The sequence below is a fragment of the Pseudomonas sp. TE6288 genome (assembly GCF_054062095.1).
On record NZ_JBSSEW010000001.1, the window covers coordinates 1 to 17161 of the forward strand.

Genomic DNA, 17161 nt, shown 5'->3' on the forward strand with positions numbered 1-17161 from the left:
ACAGGCATTTTTTCACCACACCGCCATGTGGGCGTGGGGGGGGGTTTGGGGGGGCGGGGGGGGGCCCCGCTTTCGCGCGGGGGGGGCGCACACCCGGGGGGGCCACCCCCGCTCCCATGCAGCTTGCTTCCTGCAGACCTTCTCCTACGGGGAAGACCACGGCAATGCCGGATCAGTCCTGGCGGCTGGTCACTTCCAGCAGGTGGTAGCCGAACTGGGTCTTCACCGGGCCCTGGACGACGTTTAGCGGCGCGCTGAAGACCACGGTATCGAATTCCTTGACCATCTGGCCCGGGCCGAACGAGCCCAGGTCACCGCCCTGGCGGCTGGACGGGCAGGTGGAGTTGGCCTTGGCGACTTCGGCGAAGTCGGCGCCGCCTTCGATCTGCTTCTTCAGTTCGTTGCACTTGTCTTCGCTGGCAACCAGGATGTGGCGGGCGGTGGCTCGGGCCATGGGTACTGCTCCTTGGGTTCGAAAAGGCAAGCCTAGCGCACTTGCTCGTGCCCTGTCTCGCCAGGCTTGCCGCAGAGACTCACAGGCGTGCGGCGGCATCGCGCAGCAGTACCTCGGTCGAGTCCCACCCCAGGCACCCATCGGTGATCGACACGCCGTACTTCAGCGCGCCCTTGCCCAGGGCCTGGCAGCCGTCGAACAGGTGGCCCTCGAGCATCACCCCGACCAGCGAGCGGTCACCGGCCAGGCGCTGGGCCAGCACGTCCTCGAACACTGCCGGCTGGCGCGCCGGATCCTTGCCGCTGTTGGCGTGGCTGCAGTCGACCATGATGCGTGGCGCCAGGCCGGCCTTGGCCAGGCCCTGGCGCGCCAGGGCGACGCTCTGGGCGTCGTAGTTCGGGCCCTTGTGCCCGCCGCGCAGCACCAGGTGGGTGTCGGGGTTGCCCAGGGTCTCGATGATCGCCGGATGCCCCTGCGTGTCCATGCCGAAGTGACGGTGGGGGTGGGCGGCGCTGCGCATGGCGTCGCAGGCGATGCCGATACCGCCGTCGGTACCGTTCTTGAAGCCGACCGGCAGCGCCAGGCCACTGACCATCTCGCGGTGAATCTGCGACTCGGTGGTGCGCGCGCCGATGGCGGCCCAGCCCAGCAGGTCGTCGAAGTAGCCGGCAGCCATCGGCTGCAGCAGCTCGGTGGCGATCGGCAGGCCGCGTTCGAGCATGCCCAGCATCAGGCCACGGGACAGGGCGATACCGGCGTGCATGTCATCGCTGCCGTCGAGGTGCGGATCGTAGGCCAGGCCTTTCCAGCCCACGGTGGTGCGCGGTTTTTCCACGTAGGCGCGCATCACCAGCAGCAGCTTGTCGTCGACCTCGCGGCTGAGCGCGGCCAGGCGGTCAGCGTACTCGAGGGCAGAGCGCGGGTCATGGATCGAACAGGGGCCGACCACCACCAGCAGGCGTTCGTCGCGGCCTTCGAGAATGGCGCGGATCGCCTGGCGCTGGGCATGGACTTGCTGGGTGAGTTCGCTGGACAGCGGCATCTGCTGTTTGAGCAGGTGCGGGCTGGGCAGGCGCTGGCTGACAGTGGTGTTGGCAGCGTGTGGCTGGGTCAGGGGCAGGGCGAGGTTCGAGGCTTGCATGGCGTTTGTTCCTTGGGCGGACGGCGGGTTCTGGCCCGCGCGGTCGGCCCTATCGAGGTGTTCGACTGATCGTCAAATGGGGTGTCTGTGCGGCATTGCCACCGGAAATCGACCGAACGGAGGCGGCAGGCTGGCCCGAACGGAACTGGCTAAATCGCCATGCATAGGTGCGGTAGTAGGTGGTGTGGTTCATGACGCTGTCCTCAAGGTAATCGGTAGGTTTCGTGGGCCCGGAAAAGCAAAACCCCCGGTCGGGAAGCCGACCGGGGGTTTGAGTATTCTCATGTTCGGCGGCCCCTCGAAGGTGGGCGCCGGATGGGTAATCGGCGCCTAGTGGCTAAACCAATACCCAAAATAAAAGCTGGCAACGGCGTTACGACCGGCAACGGCCAGCACGCGGTGCGCGGAGCGACCGGTGTGGTTGGCGTGGTTGCGGGTTTGTTTCGACATGTTGCTCTCCAGTGATTGGGACCGAGCTTACTGCACCTTCGCGTTGGCGTTCAATCACTAAATGCTATTGCAGTAATTGTGTACCTCTACTGGCCCCATCGCTGGCAAGCCAGGTCCCACAGGGTCGGCGCTTGGCTTGAGGGCTGCGTAGCCGCCCCGGATTCGGGGCATACCCATCGGGGATTTTCCCCAGTGGCCCCATTTTTTATGGCTTAACTAATTGAAATTAATCAGTTAATCATATGGCACGCCACTTGCTCACCTCCACGCAGTATCCCTGTGTCCCCGGAGGTGCCCCATGTCGACCCCTCGCAAAGGCCCGGTCCTGTCCACCTTTCTGCTGGCCCTGCTGGGCTGGCAGGTATCCAGCGAGGCCGCCGTGCAGTGCCAGCGCACGCTGGTGGCCAACGTGGTGGCGCTGGATCAGCCCCTGATGTTCAACCGCCTCGGCGCGCAGAACGCCAACGGCATGATGTTCGCCCTGCGCCAGGACGTGGTGGACGAGCACCACGTGCCCCTGAGCAAGGGCGGCGCCGCGGTGCCGGGCAAGGTCACCCTGCGCCCGGACAAGCGCCCGCGGCCGATCGTGCTGCGAGTGGCGGCGGGTGATTGCCTGACGGTCAACCTGAGCAACCTGCTGGCCTACCAGGCCAACCCCAACAAGCACGGCATCGATCACGACGAGAACGAAGTTGAAGGCGAGGAAGAAGAGGGCGCCGAGGGCGAGAACGAGGGCAACGAGCACTTCGTCGCTGACGAGCAGGTCACCGACCGCCATGTGGGCTTCCAGGTCAACGGCCTGCAGGCGGTCAACAGCATCGGCGACATCGCCGCCAACACCGGGCGCAACGGCAACTTCCTGGTCGCCCCGGGCGGTACCCGCAGCTATACCCTGTACGCAGAGCGCGAAGGCGCTTTCGCCGTCACCAGCCAGGGGGCGACCTTTGGCGGGCAGGGCGGCGGTGGTAATGTCGCCAACGGCCTGTTCGGCCAGGTGGTGGTGGTACCCAAGGCTGGGCGCACCTACCGCAACACCCTGACCGAGGAAGAGATGCGCCTGGCCACCACCGGTCGCACGGCCACCGGTCAGCCGGTCATCGACTACCAGGCACGCTACCCCAATGTCGAGCCGTGGATCGCCGAGGGCAAGGCCGGCAAGCCGATCATTGCCATGGTCGACGGCAACGAGATCCAGAGCAGCGAGACCGACGCCATCGTCATGGGCCCCAACCCCGACGGCAGCTTCCCGGCCAGCACCTACCCGCTGGAAAGTGTCGGCAAACGCAACCCGGCGCTGCCCAACCGCCTGGACGCCTTCCGCGACTTCGCCTCGCAGTTCGCCGACGAGGTCGCTGCCACCCAGGCGTTCCCCGGCTACTGGGCTGACCCGGTCATGGGCCACGTGCTGGAGCCGACCCGCGACTCGTTCATGATCAACTACGGCTCCGGCGGCATGGGCGCCGAGGTGGTGGCCAACCGCCTGGGCGTTGGGCCGATGCATGACTGCCTGTCGTGCGCCTACGAGGAATTCTTCCTCAGTGCCCACACTGTCGGCGATATCGGCACCCTGGTGGATATTCCGGCCAACGTCGGGCTGGAGAACATCCGCCCGGGCGAAACGCCGCCGGCCAGCGCCACCGGGGTCAAGGCGACCATGGCCCTGTACCCGGCGGAACCTGCCAACGTGCACCACAGCTACATCGGTGACTTCACCAAGTTCCGCAACACCCACAATGGCCACGAGCAGCACATCTTCCACCTGCACGGGCACCAGTGGCTGTTCAACCCCAACGATGACAACTCCGACTATATCGACGCCCAAGGCATCGGCCCGGGCGTGGGCTACACCTACGAAATCGCCAACGGCGGCTCCGGCAACCGCAACCGGGTAGCGGGCGATGCCATCTACCATTGCCATTTCTATCCGCACTTCGCCCAGGGCATGTGGGCCATGTGGCGGGTACATGATGTGTTCGAGCCGGGCACGCGCCTGGCGGTCAGCGGCGAGGGCGAGAACGGCTTCCACACCACGCCGTTCGCCCTGCGCAATGGCAAGCCCGCCCCGGGTGCCCGGGCGCTGCCCGATGGCGAGATCATCGCCGGCACGCCGATCCCGGCCATCGTGCCGTTGCCGGGCAAGGCCATGGCGCCGATGCCGGGCAAGGTCACGGTGGTGCCCAAGCTGGCCGAGACCCTGGTCGCCGAACATGACGATGACGAAGAAGAGGAGGGCGACGATCACCCCGACGACCCCGCCACGCCGCGTGCGGTTGGCTCCCTCGCGTTGGTCGACCGCAGCGAGACCAATCGCAACGCCGACGGCAGCCTGAAAAACCCCGGCTATCCGTTCTGGGTCGGCGGCATGGAAAGCAGTGTCGGCCAGCGCCCGCCGACTCCGCCGCTGGACATGCTCGACCCGGCCCTGGCGCGGCAGCTCAAGGACAGCGGCAAGGCGCTGTGGGCCAACCTCGACCCCAACCAGGTCGACGGTTGGGACGGCGGACTTGGCCGGCACACCCTCGACGGCGTGTCTGCCGGTGGCGACGCCGTGACCACCACCACCAAGCTGGACTTCTCCAAGGTGGTGCACAAGGCCAAGCCGATCTACCTGCCCGAAGAGGGCACCGAGGTCGAACAGGCGGCCATGCAGTTCCACGCCAAGGCCGAGCACCCAAGCTTCGCCCTGATCCCCGGCAGCGCGCCAGTGGCCAAGGCTTTCCGCACCAACGGCGCCTTGCCGACGGCGGGCGCGCCGTACTATGAGCCGTGCATGGACGACCGTGGCAAGCGCCTGACCCAATCTTCGGGCGTCGGCGAGTTCTTCAGCGGCGAAAACCTCACCGGCATGAGTTTCCGCGGTTCGTCCACCTTCACCGCCGACCGGCCGCGTATGTACAAGGCGGCCAACATCCAGTTCGACGCGGTGTACAACAAGGTCGGCTACCACTTCCCGCAGGCGCGCATCCTCGCCCTGTGGGAAGACGCCTGGCCGGTGATCACCAAGCAGCGCCCACCAGAGCCTTTGGTGATGCGCATGAACACATTCGACTGCACCCAGTACGTGCACACCAACCTGATCCCGTCGTTCTACGAGATGGATGACTACCAGGTACGCACCCCGACCGACGTGATCGGCCAGCATATCCACCTGCCCAAGTGGGACCTGACCGCCGCCGACGGCTCGGCCAACGGCTGGAACTACGAGGACGGCATCCTCTCGCCCGGCAGCGTGGTAGAGCGCGTGCACGCCATTCGCAGCTTCAACAGCTGCACCGAAGGCGATACCCGCGACGGCACCGCCGCCTGCCCGAAAGCCAAGCAGCATCCGTACTTTGGACGCTTCGGCCGGGCCGACTGGCTCGGCGCGCGCAGCGCGATGCAGCGCTGGTTCGCCGACCCCCTGGTGAACGTGCACAACGTCGACCGTGGCCTGGGCACCATCTTTACCCATGACCACCTCGGCCCATCGACCCACCAGCAGCTCGGGCTATACGCCACCGTGCTGGCCGAACCCGCAGGCTCTACCTGGTACCACGCCGAGACCGGCGAACAGCTGTACAACCCGGCGACCCGCCAGGATGGCGGCCCGACCTCGTGGCAGGCGGTGATCCAGACCGGCGACCACGACGGTGATGGCAAGAACGACAGCTATCGTGAGTTCTTCCTCGAGTACAGCGACTTCCAGCACGCCTATGAAGCCGGCGTGTATGTCGGCGCCGGCCCTAATGGTGTGCCGGACGGCCAGGCCTATCCGGCCACCGGAGACAGCTTCCGCTATGCCATCAACCCGCCCGTGCGGCAAAAGGCCTCGACGCTGCTCGAGTCGGTGGTCGAATCCCGTGGCGGGCTGAGCCCGGGCTGCCCGACCCGGCCGTGCCCGCAGGCGATCTCGGTGGATGACCCTGGCATGTTCGTCGTCAACTACCGCAACGAACCGCTGGCCCTGCGCGTGTTCGACCCGAACAAGGTCGGCCCGGACGGCAAGCGCGGCATGCAGGCCGACGGCCTCGGCGGCGACCTGGCCTACGCCATGCAGAGCCGCACCGACCGTGCCATCCCGGCGATGAACCTGGCGCCTTCGGCGATCACCCAGGCCACCGGCCCCACTGGCGGCACCACGCTGTTCCCGCCGCACGTCAACAAGGGCAGCGAGCCGGGTGACCCGTTCACACCGCTGCTGCGCACCTATTCCGGTGACAACGTGCGCCTGCGCATGCACGCCGGCGGCCACGAAGAGGAACACAACGTTACCCTGCACGGCGTGAAGTGGTTGCAGAACGGCTCGGGCTTCGGCAACAGCTCCAACTCGGGGTGGAAGTCGTCGCAGATGGTGGGCATCTCCGAGCAGCTCGGGTTCATGGCACCGGTGTCGATGATTTCCAGCTCCGCCGCCACCAACGGCGATTACCTGTACTCGCTTGACGCGGCGCTGGAAGGCTACTGGAACGGCATCTGGGGCATCATGCGCAACTACACCGCGCAGCGCGCCGACCTGTTCGTCCTGCCGAACAATCCGCAGCCGGTGGCCATGCGCAATACCGTCAATTTCGACGGCATCTGTCCGAAGACCACGGCCAACGCCAACGGCATCGGTACCCGGCCGACGGTCAAGCGCAGCTACGAGATCGTCGCGGCCCTGGCCAACGACATTCTCGAGAACCGCCACGGGGTCAGCATCAATGACCCGGCTGGTATCGGCCAGCACGTCGGTGGCGCGCTCAAGGCCAATGGTGGCACCCTGGTGTTCAACAGCCGCAAGGTCGATATTCCCATGGCCACCGTCACCGACGAGGAAGACGGCGCGACCTTCACTGTGGGTGGGCACAGTTCGCCTTTGCATGACCCGACCGCAGTGCTCTACGTGCGCAAGGCCGACCTCGACGCGAGCACCGGCAAGCTCAAGGCCGGCGTGCCGGTTGAGCCACTGGTGCTGCGCGCCAACGCCGGCGACTGCATCAGCATCACCCTGGAGAACCGCCTGCCGTTGATGATGCCGGACCTGCCCAGCAGTGCGGTGATGCAGAACGTGGTCAAGCGCGACCGCGCCGGCGGCGAGGGCTCGACGGCGTTCAACAACAACCTGATGCGGCCGTCCAGCCACGTCGGCCTGCATGCGCAACTGCTGGCCTACGACATCACCAAGTCGGATGGCGTCAACGTCGGCCTCAACCCGGTGCAGACCGTGCCACCGCGCACTGGCAGCAGCGGCGCCTACCCGAGCCGGGTGTACCAGTACTACGCCGGGCACCTGGAGCGTGAAGGCAAACCGGTGCTGCAACTGGGCCGCACCGTGGACAACATCAACACCACGGCCATCGAGTTCGGCGGCCTCAACCTGACCCCGGCGGATGTCATCAAGCAGCCGCAGAAAGGCCTGGTGGGCGCCATGAGCGTGCTGCCGCAAAGCGCGACCTGGACCGAGGACACCGCCAGCCGCGCCCAGGCCACGGTGAAGGTCAGCGGCCAGCCCGACTACCGCGACTTCGTCACCGTGTGGCAGCGCTCGCTGAACATGCGCTGGGCCGATGGCCGGCCGGTGGAGGGCATCGCCACCGAGGGTAACGGCGTGCCGGGCGATCCGAAGGACAACGGCAACATGGCGATGAACTACAAGACCGAGCCGCTGTGGCTGCGCTTCGGCCTGGCGCCGGACGCGCCGTTCGGCCATGCCGATGGCTTCGGCTTCGCCGATGTGCCCAATGCCCACATGGCCTACAGCAATGCCCTGATCGGCGGCGATCCGCAGACCCCGGTGCTCTGGGCCAAGCCCGGTCAGCCGGCGCGCAGCCACGTATTGATGCCCAGCGGTGGTAGCCGTGGCATCACCTACCAGCTCGACGGGCACCTGTGGCCACTGCACAACTACCAGGCCGAGAAGAGCGACGTGAGCGGCTACCCGATGGGCCTGCCGGGGATCGGCTCGGTGCGCTACGGCTACAACCCGATGGCGATGTACGTGGGCGCGCAGGAAAGCGTGCTGCCGGCGGCGCACTTCAGCTTCATGCTGCCCAGTGCCGGGGGCGCCAACGCCGTGCCGGGGGATTACCTGTTCCGCGACTATGCGGCGTATGGCAATGCCTCGGGGCTGTGGGGGATCCTGCGGGTGACCAACGAACCACCGCCGACGGTGGCGCCTGCGCAGTGAAAGGGGCCTGGCGGCCTGACCGCGAAGTGGAGAGGCCGCCAGGTGTCTGCCGACAGGATTGGAGCGTGATAGCGTGCCGGATTGAGGTAATATCGCCCCCTCGCCAACGGCAGCCCAACGCGCCAGACAAAGGATTGCATGCCCGCCAACCTGTCCCTGCTGTTTTTCTGTGTCGTGCTCGCTGCGCTCGCCGGCTGTCGGCCTGAGCCCGCACCGCCCCTCGACCAGCAGCTCTATATCTGGCAACGCCAATGGCAACCCGCCCACGAGCAGGCCCTGGCGGACAGCCGCGCCGACTTTTCGACCTTGCGCGTGCTGGCCTTGCAGGCGCAGCCCAAGGCCGGGTGGAGCAGGGCGCTGGTCGACCTGCCACGGCTCAAGGCCGATGGGCGGCCGGTGATCGCGGTGGTACGCCTGGACGGCCAGCTGCCGGCGCTCGACCTGCAGGAGGCAGGCCCACAGGTGGCGCGCCTGCTGGCGGACTGGCAGGCCGTGGGTGTGCCCCTGGATGGGTTGGAGATCGACCATGACAGTGGCAGCGCTCGCCTTGCAGACTATGGCGAATTTCTCCTGCAGCTGCGCGAACAACTGCCTCCGGGCCTGAAGCTGAGCATTACCGCATTGCCCGCCTGGCTCGACAGCCCGCAGCTGCCGGCGCTGTTGCAGGCGGTGGATAGCAGTGTGTTGCAGGTGCACGCAGTGAGCGACCCGCGTCGCGGCCTGTTCGATCCGGCACAGGCCAGGCAATGGGCCGAACGCTGGAGTCGCGTCAGCGAAAAACCGTTCTACCTGGCCTTGCCCGCCTATGGCGTCGCGTTGCTGTCTGATGCCGGTGGCGCGCCCGTTGTGGAAAGCGAAACACCGTTGAATCGTGGTGGCGAACGCCGCGAACTGCTGGCCGATCCACAGCAATTGGCGGACCTGGGCAGACAATTGCGCAACCAGCCACCTGCGCACCTGGCCGGGCTGATCTGGTTCCGCCTGCCGTTGCCCGGCGACCGCCGCGCCTGGAGCCTGACCACCTTGAGCGCGGTGGCGCGGGGCGATGCGCTCGCCAGCCAATGGCGGGTCGAGCTGTCCGGGCAGGCGGGGCTGCGCGACATCACGCTGGTCAACGTCGGCAATCTCGACCTGCCGATGCCTGCGCGGGTAGAGCTGGACGTCGCCTCCTGTGACGTCGCCGACGGGCTCAACGGCTACCGCTTGCAGCAATCCCCGCGACACCTCACTTTCAACCGCCAGTCCAGCGCGCGTCTCGCCGCTGGCGGCCGGCGCATCCTCGGCTGGGCGCGCTGCCATGGAATCGATCAAGGAGCATGGAATGTCTACCCGTAACTGGCCCCGGCACCTGCTGTACCTGTCCCTGAGCGTGCCGACCGTTCCGGCGCTGGCCTGTGGCCCGGACTTCCCGATGCAGTTGCTCGGCGACCGAGCGCACACCCTGGCCGAGTTGCCGGAGGGCAATTTCGGCTTCGAGGTGAATCGCCTCGGCGAGCAGATCGCAGGCCTCAAGCCCGCCACCGATGCGACCCTGACGCCTTACTGGGACAGTGACGACAACGACCGACCTTACCGTGAGCAGCGCAGCCGTATCGAGGCAAGCGAGCTACCGCAATCGCTGCGCGAGAAGGTCGCGCAACTGCGTGCCCTGCCAGATCCGCAACAAGTGCTGGAGCAGGGCGCCGAACTGCCGGATGAACTGCGTCTGTACATTGCCGGCGCAGTGGCTTTCGACACAGGCGACCACGCCCTGGCGGCGGATTATTTCGCCAAGGTGCTGGCCCTGCCAGCTGAACAACGCAAGCTGCGCAGCACCTGGGCGGCCTACTCGCTGGGGCGGGCCTTGATGGCCCGGAGCTTCGAGGCCAGTGATGATCCGCAACAGACCCCGCAGGCCCTGCAAGCCCAGGCGCGCGAGGCTTTCCACCAGGCCCGCGCGCTCAGCGCCGAAGGCTTCAGCGACCCATTGGAACTGGGGGTTGCCAGCCTTGGCGAGGAGGCCCGCCTGGCCAAGCTCGCTGGCGACTGGAACAGCGCCATCCGCTTGTATGCCAGCCAGAGCCGTCTGGGCTCGGGCAGCGGCTACAGCTCGCTCAGGCAGCTTGCCAACGAACTGGTGAGCCTGCCGGATGAACAGCTGAAGACGCAGTTGGCACAACCGATGCCACGCAAGCTGCTCACCGCCTATCTGCTCAGCCATGTCGGTTGGGACTACGACGGCCAGCCGACAACCCAGGCCCGGCGCCTGCCCGCGTTGCTGCAGGCCAGTGTCGGCGACCACCTGGAAGACGCCGACCGCTTGGCTGCGTTGACCTATCAGCAAGGCAACTATGCCGCGACCAGGAGCTATCTGCAGCAGGCTGGCGATACCGGCCTTGCCTGGTGGCTGCGCGCCAAGCTGGCCTTGCGCGACGGTGACAAGGCCCAGGCCGCCGCTGCCTATGCCAAGGCCGCCGCCGCGTTCCCCCGCGAAGAGTCGTGGGGCTCGAGACAGACGCCCGATTGGGACTACGAAAGCGTGAAGCCCGGCTGCCGGGTCGAAGGCGAGGGCGCGATACTGGCGCTGGAGCGCGGCGACTACCTGCAGGCCTTCGACTTGCTGTACCGCAGCCAGGACATCTACTGGCAGGATACGGCCAACGTGGCCGACCGCGTGCTGACCCTGGACGAGCTCAAGGGCTATGTCGACGCCCATGTGCCGGCGCCACCAGCGCCCAAGGTGGAAGAGGGCGGCTATGCACCGCGGCCGGTGGCGACGCAGCTGCGTGAGTTGCTGGGCCGCCGCCTGCTGCGCGAAGGCCGTTACGATGAGGCGCCCGGTTACTTCGCAACGGCCCAGTTGCAGGCCGACGCCAAGGCCTACGGCCAGCACCGCCAGGAGGCCGTCTCGCGCTGGACGCCCACGGGCCGCGCCGAGGCGCTGTTTGCCGCGGCCACCTTGGCACGCGGCGCCGGCATGGAGATCCTCGGCTACGAAATGGCGCCGGACTATGCCTGGCTGGGCGGCAGCTTCAGCCTGGGCAGTGCCACCCTGCAGCCCGGGCCGTTCATCAGTGCCGGCGAGGTGCAGCGCCAGTTGGCGACCGAGGCCAAGCCAGACCAACGCTACCACTATCGTTATGTCGCCGCCGACCTGGCCAACCAGGCTGCGGACCAGTTGCCGCGCAGCAGCCAGGCCTTCGCCGCGGTGCTGTGCACGGCGGCGGGCTGGGTGCCGGGCACCGAACAGGAAAGCGCGCTGTACAAGCGTTATGTCCAGCAGGGGCCGTTTGTGCAGTGGGCAGAGGATTTCGGCAACCAGTGCGAAGCGCCCCGCTTCGACCAGGCCAACAAACGCTACGTGGCAGAGAAGCTGGATGCCGCGCGGGCGGCATTGCGGCCGTACAAGGCGCAGGTGCTACCGGTGGGGTTGGTGGTGTTGGCGGGGGTTGCCTGGATGTGGTTGCGGAGGCGCAAGGCCAAGGTGTGAAACGAAAAGGGGCGGCGTTGGCTTCTCGAGGTGTATGACGAGAGAGTTGCAGCGCCTATCAGGCCGAGCGCCGCGCGGGCGGCGCTCGGTCGCAAGCGCGCTACGAGGTTACCGCCAGGCACCTGTCTGCCACAACACAGTCAAGAAGGCGGCCAGGAGCCGCCTCAATGGCTTCAGTTCTGCGCGGTCTTCTGACCGGCCTCCAGCTTCACGGTCTCCTCAAGCGTGAAACGGCCCAACGGGTTCTGCAGGAAGTTCTGGATATTGCTGCGCGAGATGTTGATGTACGGGCTGTAGTACAGGTCGATCCAGTGCACGTCCTGCTTGGCCAGCTTCTGCAGGTCCTGGTACATCTGCTTGCGCTTGACCGGGTCGGTTTCCACCCGGGCCGCGGCCACCAGCTCCTTGACCTTGTCGTTGTGGTAGCGGGTCATGTAGTTCTGGTTGGTGTCGTGGCCAAGCACGAAGGTGGTCTTCTGATCCGGGTCGAGCACGTCGTTGGTCCAGTACATCACCGACAGGTCGTAGTCGCCGTCGACCAGCATCTGCCAGCTCTGGGTCGGGTCTACTTTCTGCAGGTTGGCGGTAATGCCGACATCGGCCAGCTGCTTTTGCACCAGCACGGCGATCTGCTCGTCGGCCTCGTTGCCGGCGTTGACCACGTAGTTGACCTTGAGCCCCTCGGCACCAGCCTTCTTCAGCAGTTCACGGGCCTTGGCCGGGTCGAACGGGCGTTGCGGGTTGTTGGCATTGTGGTACAGCGCACCCTTGGGGATGTACGAGTAGGCCGCCTCGCCATGGCCGAAGGTCACGGTTTCCACCAGCGCCTTCTTGTCGATCGCCAGGTCGATGGCCTCGCGGACCTCGACCTTGCCCAGCAGGCCTTTCTCATGGTTGATGAGCAGGTGGTCCTCGCGGGTCGACGGGTCGATGTGGATGGTCAGGCTCTTGTCTTTCTGCAGCGCGTCGACGCGGGAGAATGGCACGAAGATCGCCGAGTCCAGCTCGCCGGCCTGGACCTTGAGCATGCGCGTGTTGTCATCGGGGATGGAGATCCATTCCACGCCGTCCAGGCTGACCTTGTCGGCTTCCCAGAAGTAGGGGTTCTTTTCCAGGATCACACGGTCGCCGCGCAGCCATTCCTTGACCTTGAACGCGCCGGAGGTCACCGGTTCCTGGGCATAGGCTTCTTCGCCGATGGCGTCCATGGCCTTTTTCGACAGGATCGACACGTTGGCGGTAGCCAGTTGCGCGAGGAACGGCACCGACTTGTTCTTCAGGGTCACCACCAGGGTCCGGTCATCGGGCGCTTCGGCCTTGTCGATGATCTTGTAGGAGTCGGCCCACAGCGAGCCGGGGTTGTCGCGGATGCGCAGCAGGGAGAACGCCGCATCGCTGGCAGTCAGCGGCGAGCCGTCGGAGAACTTGGCGTCGCGGACCTTGAAGGTGTAGGTCAGGCCGTCGTCGGAGACCTTCCAGCTTTCGGCCAGGCCCGGCAGGAGCTTGGTACCGCTGTTGTCGACGCGCACCAGCACGTCGTAGACGTTGGCGAAGACCCAGCTGTCGCGGTTCTGCGCGCTCTTGATCGGGTCGAACGTGGTGCTCTCCTCGCGGCAGCCGATGGTCAGCACGCCGGCGGCCTGAGCCATGCCGCCGGCCAGGGTGCTGGCGGCCAGCACGGCGGCGGTGAGTAACTTCAATGCGGTGGGTTTCATGCTCAAGCTCCGTTTGATGGTCATGTGGGGTGGGTCAACACGGCAGTCGCGGGTGGACGCAGGCATGGTGCCGGTTGCCCTCTGCGTGGCTGGGGGGAATGTCTGCGCCGCACTGGGGCAGCGCGTGGCGGCAACGTGGGTGAAAGGCGCAGCCGGACGGCGGCTGCAGCGGGCTCGGCGGCTCGCCGGCCAGCGGGTGCTGCGGCAGGCGCCGGGCCGGGTCGATGTCGGCGATGGACTGTACCAGCGCGGCGGTGTAGGGATGGCGCGGGTCGTCGAAGACCTCGGCCACCGGGCCTTCCTCGACGATCCGCCCCAGGTACATCACCGCCACCCGGTCGCACAGGTGGCGTACCACGCCCAGGTCGTGGGTGATGAACAGCAGGGCCAGGCCCATGCGCTGGCGCAGGTCCAGCAGCAGGTTGATGATCTGCCCCTGGATCGACACGTCGAGCGCGGCAACGCACTCGTCGGCGACGATCAGCCTGGGCTCGACGGCCAGCGCCCGGGCAATGCCGACCCGCTGGCACTGGCCGCCACTGAGCGAGCCGGGCTTGTGCTCGGCGAGTTCCGCGCGCAGGCCGACCAGGCCGAGCAGTTCGGCGACCCGGGCCGGGATCTGTGCGGTGGGCACTCTGCGCTGCACGTGCAGCACCTCGGCGAGGATCTGGCCGATGCGCTGGCGTGGATTGAGCGCGCTGTACGGGTCCTGGAAGATCATCGCGGTCTCGCGGCGCAGGCGCTCGATATCCAGGCGGTTGCCCTGGCGCATGTCGCTGCCGTCGAACAGCACCTGGCCGCTGCTGGCCGGGGTCAGCTGCAGGATGGCCCGGGCCAGGGTGCTCTTGCCGCAGCCCGACTCGCCCACCAGCCCCAGGGCCTGGCCGGCGGCGAGGCTCAGTGAAGCGCCGTTTACGGCGTTGACCTTGCGTGGACGCAGGTTCAACAGGCCGCCGCCCGGGGCGGGGAACTGCACATGCAGGTCGTTGACCTGCAACAGCGTGGTCATGACAGGCCTCCGGCCAGCAGCGGGGTATGGCAGGCCAGACGATGCCCGGGGCCGATCACGCGCAGTTCCGGCAATTGTACCCGGCAGTCAGGCGTGGCCTGGGGGCAGCGTGGTTCGAAACGGCACCCTGCGGGCAGGGCGTCGAGCAGCGGCGGTTGCCCGGCAATGGTGTTCATCAGCCCCGCGTGCCGCCGCGCCGCGGGGTGACAGGCCAGCAGGCCGGCGCTGTAGGGGTGGCGCGGCTGGCTGAGCAGGGCCTGCTTGGCGCCATGTTCACACAGACGCCCGGCATACATCACGGCGATGCTGTCGCAGGTCTGCGCCACCACACCCAGGTCGTGGCTGATCAGGATCATCGACAGGCCGCGGCGGTCGCGCAGCTCCAGCAGCAGGCGCAGGATCTGCGCCTGCACGGTGACGTCCAGCGCCGTGGTCGGCTCGTCGGCGATCAGCACCTTGGGGTTGCAGCCCAGGGCCACGGCGATCATCGCCCGTTGCCGCATGCCGCCGGAGAACTCGTGGGGATAGCTGTCGACGCGGGTTTTCGGGTCGGGGATGCCGACCTGGCGCAGCACCTCGATGGCCTCGGCCCGCGCTTCGCGCCGCGAGGCGCCCTGGTGCAGGCGGATGCCCTCGGCGATCTGCGCGCCGATGCGCATCAGCGGGTCGAGGTGGCTGCTGGGGTTCTGGAAGATCATGCCCAGCTCGCGACCGCGCATACGGCGCATGCCGGCCTCGTCCAGGCGCAGCAGGTCGTTGCTGGCCAGGCGCACGGCCTGGCCTTCGAGGCGCAGGTTGGGCGACGGCAGCAGGCGCATCAGGCCGCGACAGGCCAGGGTCTTGCCCGAACCGCTTTCGCCCACCAGGCCGAGGATCTCGCCCTCGCCGAGGTCGAAGGACAGGCGATCGACCAGGGTGATATCGCGTTGGCCGGCGCGGGCGATGACGCTCAGTTCGCGAACCTGAAGCAGGGCAGGGCTCATGTGCGGTCTCCCAGAAGCTCGGCGACGCCGTCGGCCAGCAGGCTGAAGCCCATGGCCAGGGTCACCACGGCCAGGCCCGGGAAGGTGCAGATCCACCAGGCGCTGGTGATGAAACTCTGCCCCTCGGCCACCATGGTGCCCCACTCCGGAGTGGGCGGCTGCACGCCAAGGCCCAGGTAGCTGACGGCCGCGCCATTGAGCAGCACCAGCACGGCGTCCGACATGCAGAACACCACCGAGCCGAACAGGGCGTTGGGCAGCAGGTGGCCGAACAGCACACGTCGGTGGCTGAACCCCAGGCTCCTGGCGGCCAGGGCGAAATCGCCTTGCTTGAGCACCAGGATCTGCGAGCGGATCAACCGCGCATAGGACACCCAGCCGACCAGGGCCATGGCGATGTAGAAGCTGCCCAGGCCCGGGCCGAGGATGGCCATGATCGCCAGCATCAGCACCAGGAACGGGAAGGCCAGGACGATATCGACCAGGCGCATGCAGACGTTGTCCAGCAAACCGCCAACATAGCCGGAAACCGCGCCGATGCAGGTGCCGAGCAGGAACGGGAAGATCACCCCGATCAGCGCCATCTGCAGGTCGATGCGCGCGCCCCAGATCACTCGCGAAAGAATGTCGCGACCAAAGTTGTCGGTGCCGAAGGGGTGGGCCAGGCTGGGCGCGGCCAGGCGCAGGTCGGCATCCTGTGCCAGCGGGTCGAAGGGTGCTATCCACGGCGCGCACAGGGCCAGCAGGCACCAGCCAAGGACGATCGCCAGGCCGCAGTACAGCGTCAGGCGGCCATTGCCCAAGTGCCAGGCCAGGCGCCAGCGCAGCGCCAGTGCGGGGCTCTGGCTCATTGGATGTTCACCCGCGGATCGAGTGCGGTGGTCACCACGTCGGCGATGAAGTTCACCGCCACCGTGGCACAGGCCAGTACCATGGCCACGCCCTGGACCACCATATAGTCGCGGGTGAAGATGCCGCGCACCAGCAGTTGGCCGACGCCGGGCAGCGAGAACAGGCTCTCGATCACCACGGTGCCGCTGATCAGCCAGCCGATGTTGACCGCCAGCAGGTTGATGGTGGGCAGCATGGCGTTGGGCAGGATGTGCCGGCGCAGAATCGCGCCTTCGCCCAGGCCGCGGGCGCGGGCGGCGGTGACGTGGTCGGCCTGCAGCTCAAGGAGAATACTTGCGCGCAGGTTGCGCACCAGCACCGCCGAGAGCGCCAGGGCGATGGTCAGGCACGGCAGCACCAGGTGGTGCAGTTTGTCTGGCCAGGTGCGGCCATAGCCGGACACCGGGAACAGTCCCCAGTGCACGCTGAACAGCAGGATCAGCATCAGCCCCAGCCAGAAGGCCGGCAGGCCGAGCCCGGCGGTGGTGAACAGACGGATCAGGTTGTCGGCCCAGCCGCCCTTGTGGCGGGCGGCGAGGGTGGCCAGCGGCACGGCGATCAGCAACGCCAGCAGCACGCTGCCCAGCACCAGCAACAAGGTTGGTTCGATGCGCCCGGCGATCAAGGGCAGGGCATCGACCTTGTACAGCAATGACTTGCCCAGGTCGCCGTTGAGCAGGTTCTTCAGGAAGTACAGGTATTGCGCCCAGATCGGCTCATCGAGGCCGAACTGGGCGCGAATCTTCGCGATCGCGTCCGGCGTGCTGCGCGCGCCGAGCAGCACCCGCGCCGGGTCGCCGGGGATCGAGCGCACCAGCACGAAGGTGATGATGCTGATGCCCAGCAGCACCGGCAGCAACTGCAACGGCCGAACAAGGACGAACCGGTAACGTGCCAGGTTCAT

The 17161-nt window shown here is 67.0% G+C and carries 10 protein-coding genes; 3 read left to right on the top strand and 7 right to left on the bottom strand.

All coding sequences use genetic code 11. The features are described from left to right. Positions 1-172: 172 nt before the first annotated feature. On the bottom strand, positions 173-454 hold the full coding sequence (locus ACVWY1_RS00005) for a peptidylprolyl isomerase (protein WP_198754122.1): 282 nt from the start codon (positions 452-454) through the stop codon (positions 173-175). Positions 455-533: 79 nt separating this feature from the next. Next, the gene (locus ACVWY1_RS00010) at positions 534-1595 is read right to left on the bottom strand and encodes a 3-deoxy-7-phosphoheptulonate synthase (RefSeq protein ID WP_258597927.1); all 1062 of its coding nucleotides are present in this window, start codon (positions 1593-1595) and stop codon (positions 534-536) included. Positions 1596-2343: 748 nt separating this feature from the next. Between ACVWY1_RS00010 and mnxG the strand changes: the two genes are divergently transcribed. From mnxG to ACVWY1_RS00025, 3 genes are all read left to right on the top strand, one after another. Next, the gene (mnxG, locus tag ACVWY1_RS00015) at positions 2344-8190 is read left to right on the top strand and encodes a manganese-oxidizing multicopper oxidase MnxG (RefSeq protein ID WP_457377579.1); all 5847 of its coding nucleotides are present in this window, start codon (positions 2344-2346) and stop codon (positions 8188-8190) included. A gap of 138 nt (positions 8191-8328) precedes the next feature. Continuing rightward, the gene (locus ACVWY1_RS00020; protein ID WP_277504069.1) at positions 8329-9525 is read left to right on the top strand and encodes a DUF3142 domain-containing protein; all 1197 of its coding nucleotides are present in this window, start codon (positions 8329-8331) and stop codon (positions 9523-9525) included. Further along, complete coding sequence (locus ACVWY1_RS00025) at positions 9512-11659, top strand: hypothetical protein (protein ID WP_277504070.1); 2148 nt, start codon at positions 9512-9514, stop codon at positions 11657-11659. The genes ACVWY1_RS00020 and ACVWY1_RS00025 overlap by 14 nt, the downstream gene beginning before the upstream one ends. Positions 11660-11832: 173 nt before the next feature. Here ACVWY1_RS00025 and ACVWY1_RS00030 read toward each other — a convergent pair whose 3' ends face one another. From ACVWY1_RS00030 to ACVWY1_RS00050, 5 genes are read right to left on the bottom strand one after another with little or no spacing between them, the layout of a single operon-like run. Then, the gene (locus ACVWY1_RS00030; protein WP_277504071.1) at positions 11833-13374 is read right to left on the bottom strand and encodes an ABC transporter substrate-binding protein; all 1542 of its coding nucleotides are present in this window, start codon (positions 13372-13374) and stop codon (positions 11833-11835) included. Between the two features lie 34 nt (positions 13375-13408). Then, positions 13409-14383: an ABC transporter ATP-binding protein gene (locus ACVWY1_RS00035; RefSeq protein WP_457377580.1), complete on the bottom strand. Its 975-nt coding sequence runs from the start codon at positions 14381-14383 to the stop codon at positions 13409-13411. Beyond that, a complete protein-coding gene (locus ACVWY1_RS00040; RefSeq protein WP_457377581.1) occupies positions 14380-15366 on the bottom strand; it encodes an ABC transporter ATP-binding protein in 987 nt (328 codons plus the stop codon). The genes ACVWY1_RS00035 and ACVWY1_RS00040 overlap by 4 nt, the downstream gene beginning before the upstream one ends. After that, a complete protein-coding gene (locus ACVWY1_RS00045; RefSeq protein ID WP_102681948.1) occupies positions 15363-16217 on the bottom strand; it encodes an ABC transporter permease in 855 nt (284 codons plus the stop codon). Before ACVWY1_RS00045 ends, ACVWY1_RS00040 begins: the two co-directional genes overlap by 4 nt. Next, complete coding sequence (locus ACVWY1_RS00050) at positions 16214-17161, bottom strand: ABC transporter permease (RefSeq protein ID WP_457377582.1); 948 nt, start codon at positions 17159-17161, stop codon at positions 16214-16216. Before ACVWY1_RS00050 ends, ACVWY1_RS00045 begins: the two co-directional genes overlap by 4 nt.

Coding starts and splice junctions, on each gene's coding strand:
- ACVWY1_RS00035 (WP_457377580.1), bottom strand. CDS start 14,383: ATGACCACGCTGTTGCAGGTCAACGACCTGCATGTGCAGTTCCCCGCC.
- ACVWY1_RS00040 (WP_457377581.1), bottom strand. CDS start 15,366: ATGAGCCCTGCCCTGCTTCAGGTTCGCGAACTGAGCGTCATCGCCCGC.
- ACVWY1_RS00025 (WP_277504070.1), top strand. CDS start 9,512: ATGTCTACCCGTAACTGGCCCCGGCACCTGCTGTACCTGTCCCTGAGC.
- ACVWY1_RS00005 (WP_198754122.1), bottom strand. CDS start 454: ATGGCCCGAGCCACCGCCCGCCACATCCTGGTTGCCAGCGAAGACAAG.
- mnxG (WP_457377579.1), top strand. CDS start 2,344: ATGTCGACCCCTCGCAAAGGCCCGGTCCTGTCCACCTTTCTGCTGGCC.
- ACVWY1_RS00050 (WP_457377582.1), bottom strand. CDS start 17,161: ATGAACCTGGCACGTTACCGGTTCGTCCTTGTTCGGCCGTTGCAGTTG.
- ACVWY1_RS00020 (WP_277504069.1), top strand. CDS start 8,329: ATGCCCGCCAACCTGTCCCTGCTGTTTTTCTGTGTCGTGCTCGCTGCG.
- ACVWY1_RS00010 (WP_258597927.1), bottom strand. CDS start 1,595: ATGCAAGCCTCGAACCTCGCCCTGCCCCTGACCCAGCCACACGCTGCC.
- ACVWY1_RS00045 (WP_102681948.1), bottom strand. CDS start 16,217: ATGAGCCAGAGCCCCGCACTGGCGCTGCGCTGGCGCCTGGCCTGGCAC.
- ACVWY1_RS00030 (WP_277504071.1), bottom strand. CDS start 13,374: ATGAAACCCACCGCATTGAAGTTACTCACCGCCGCCGTGCTGGCCGCC.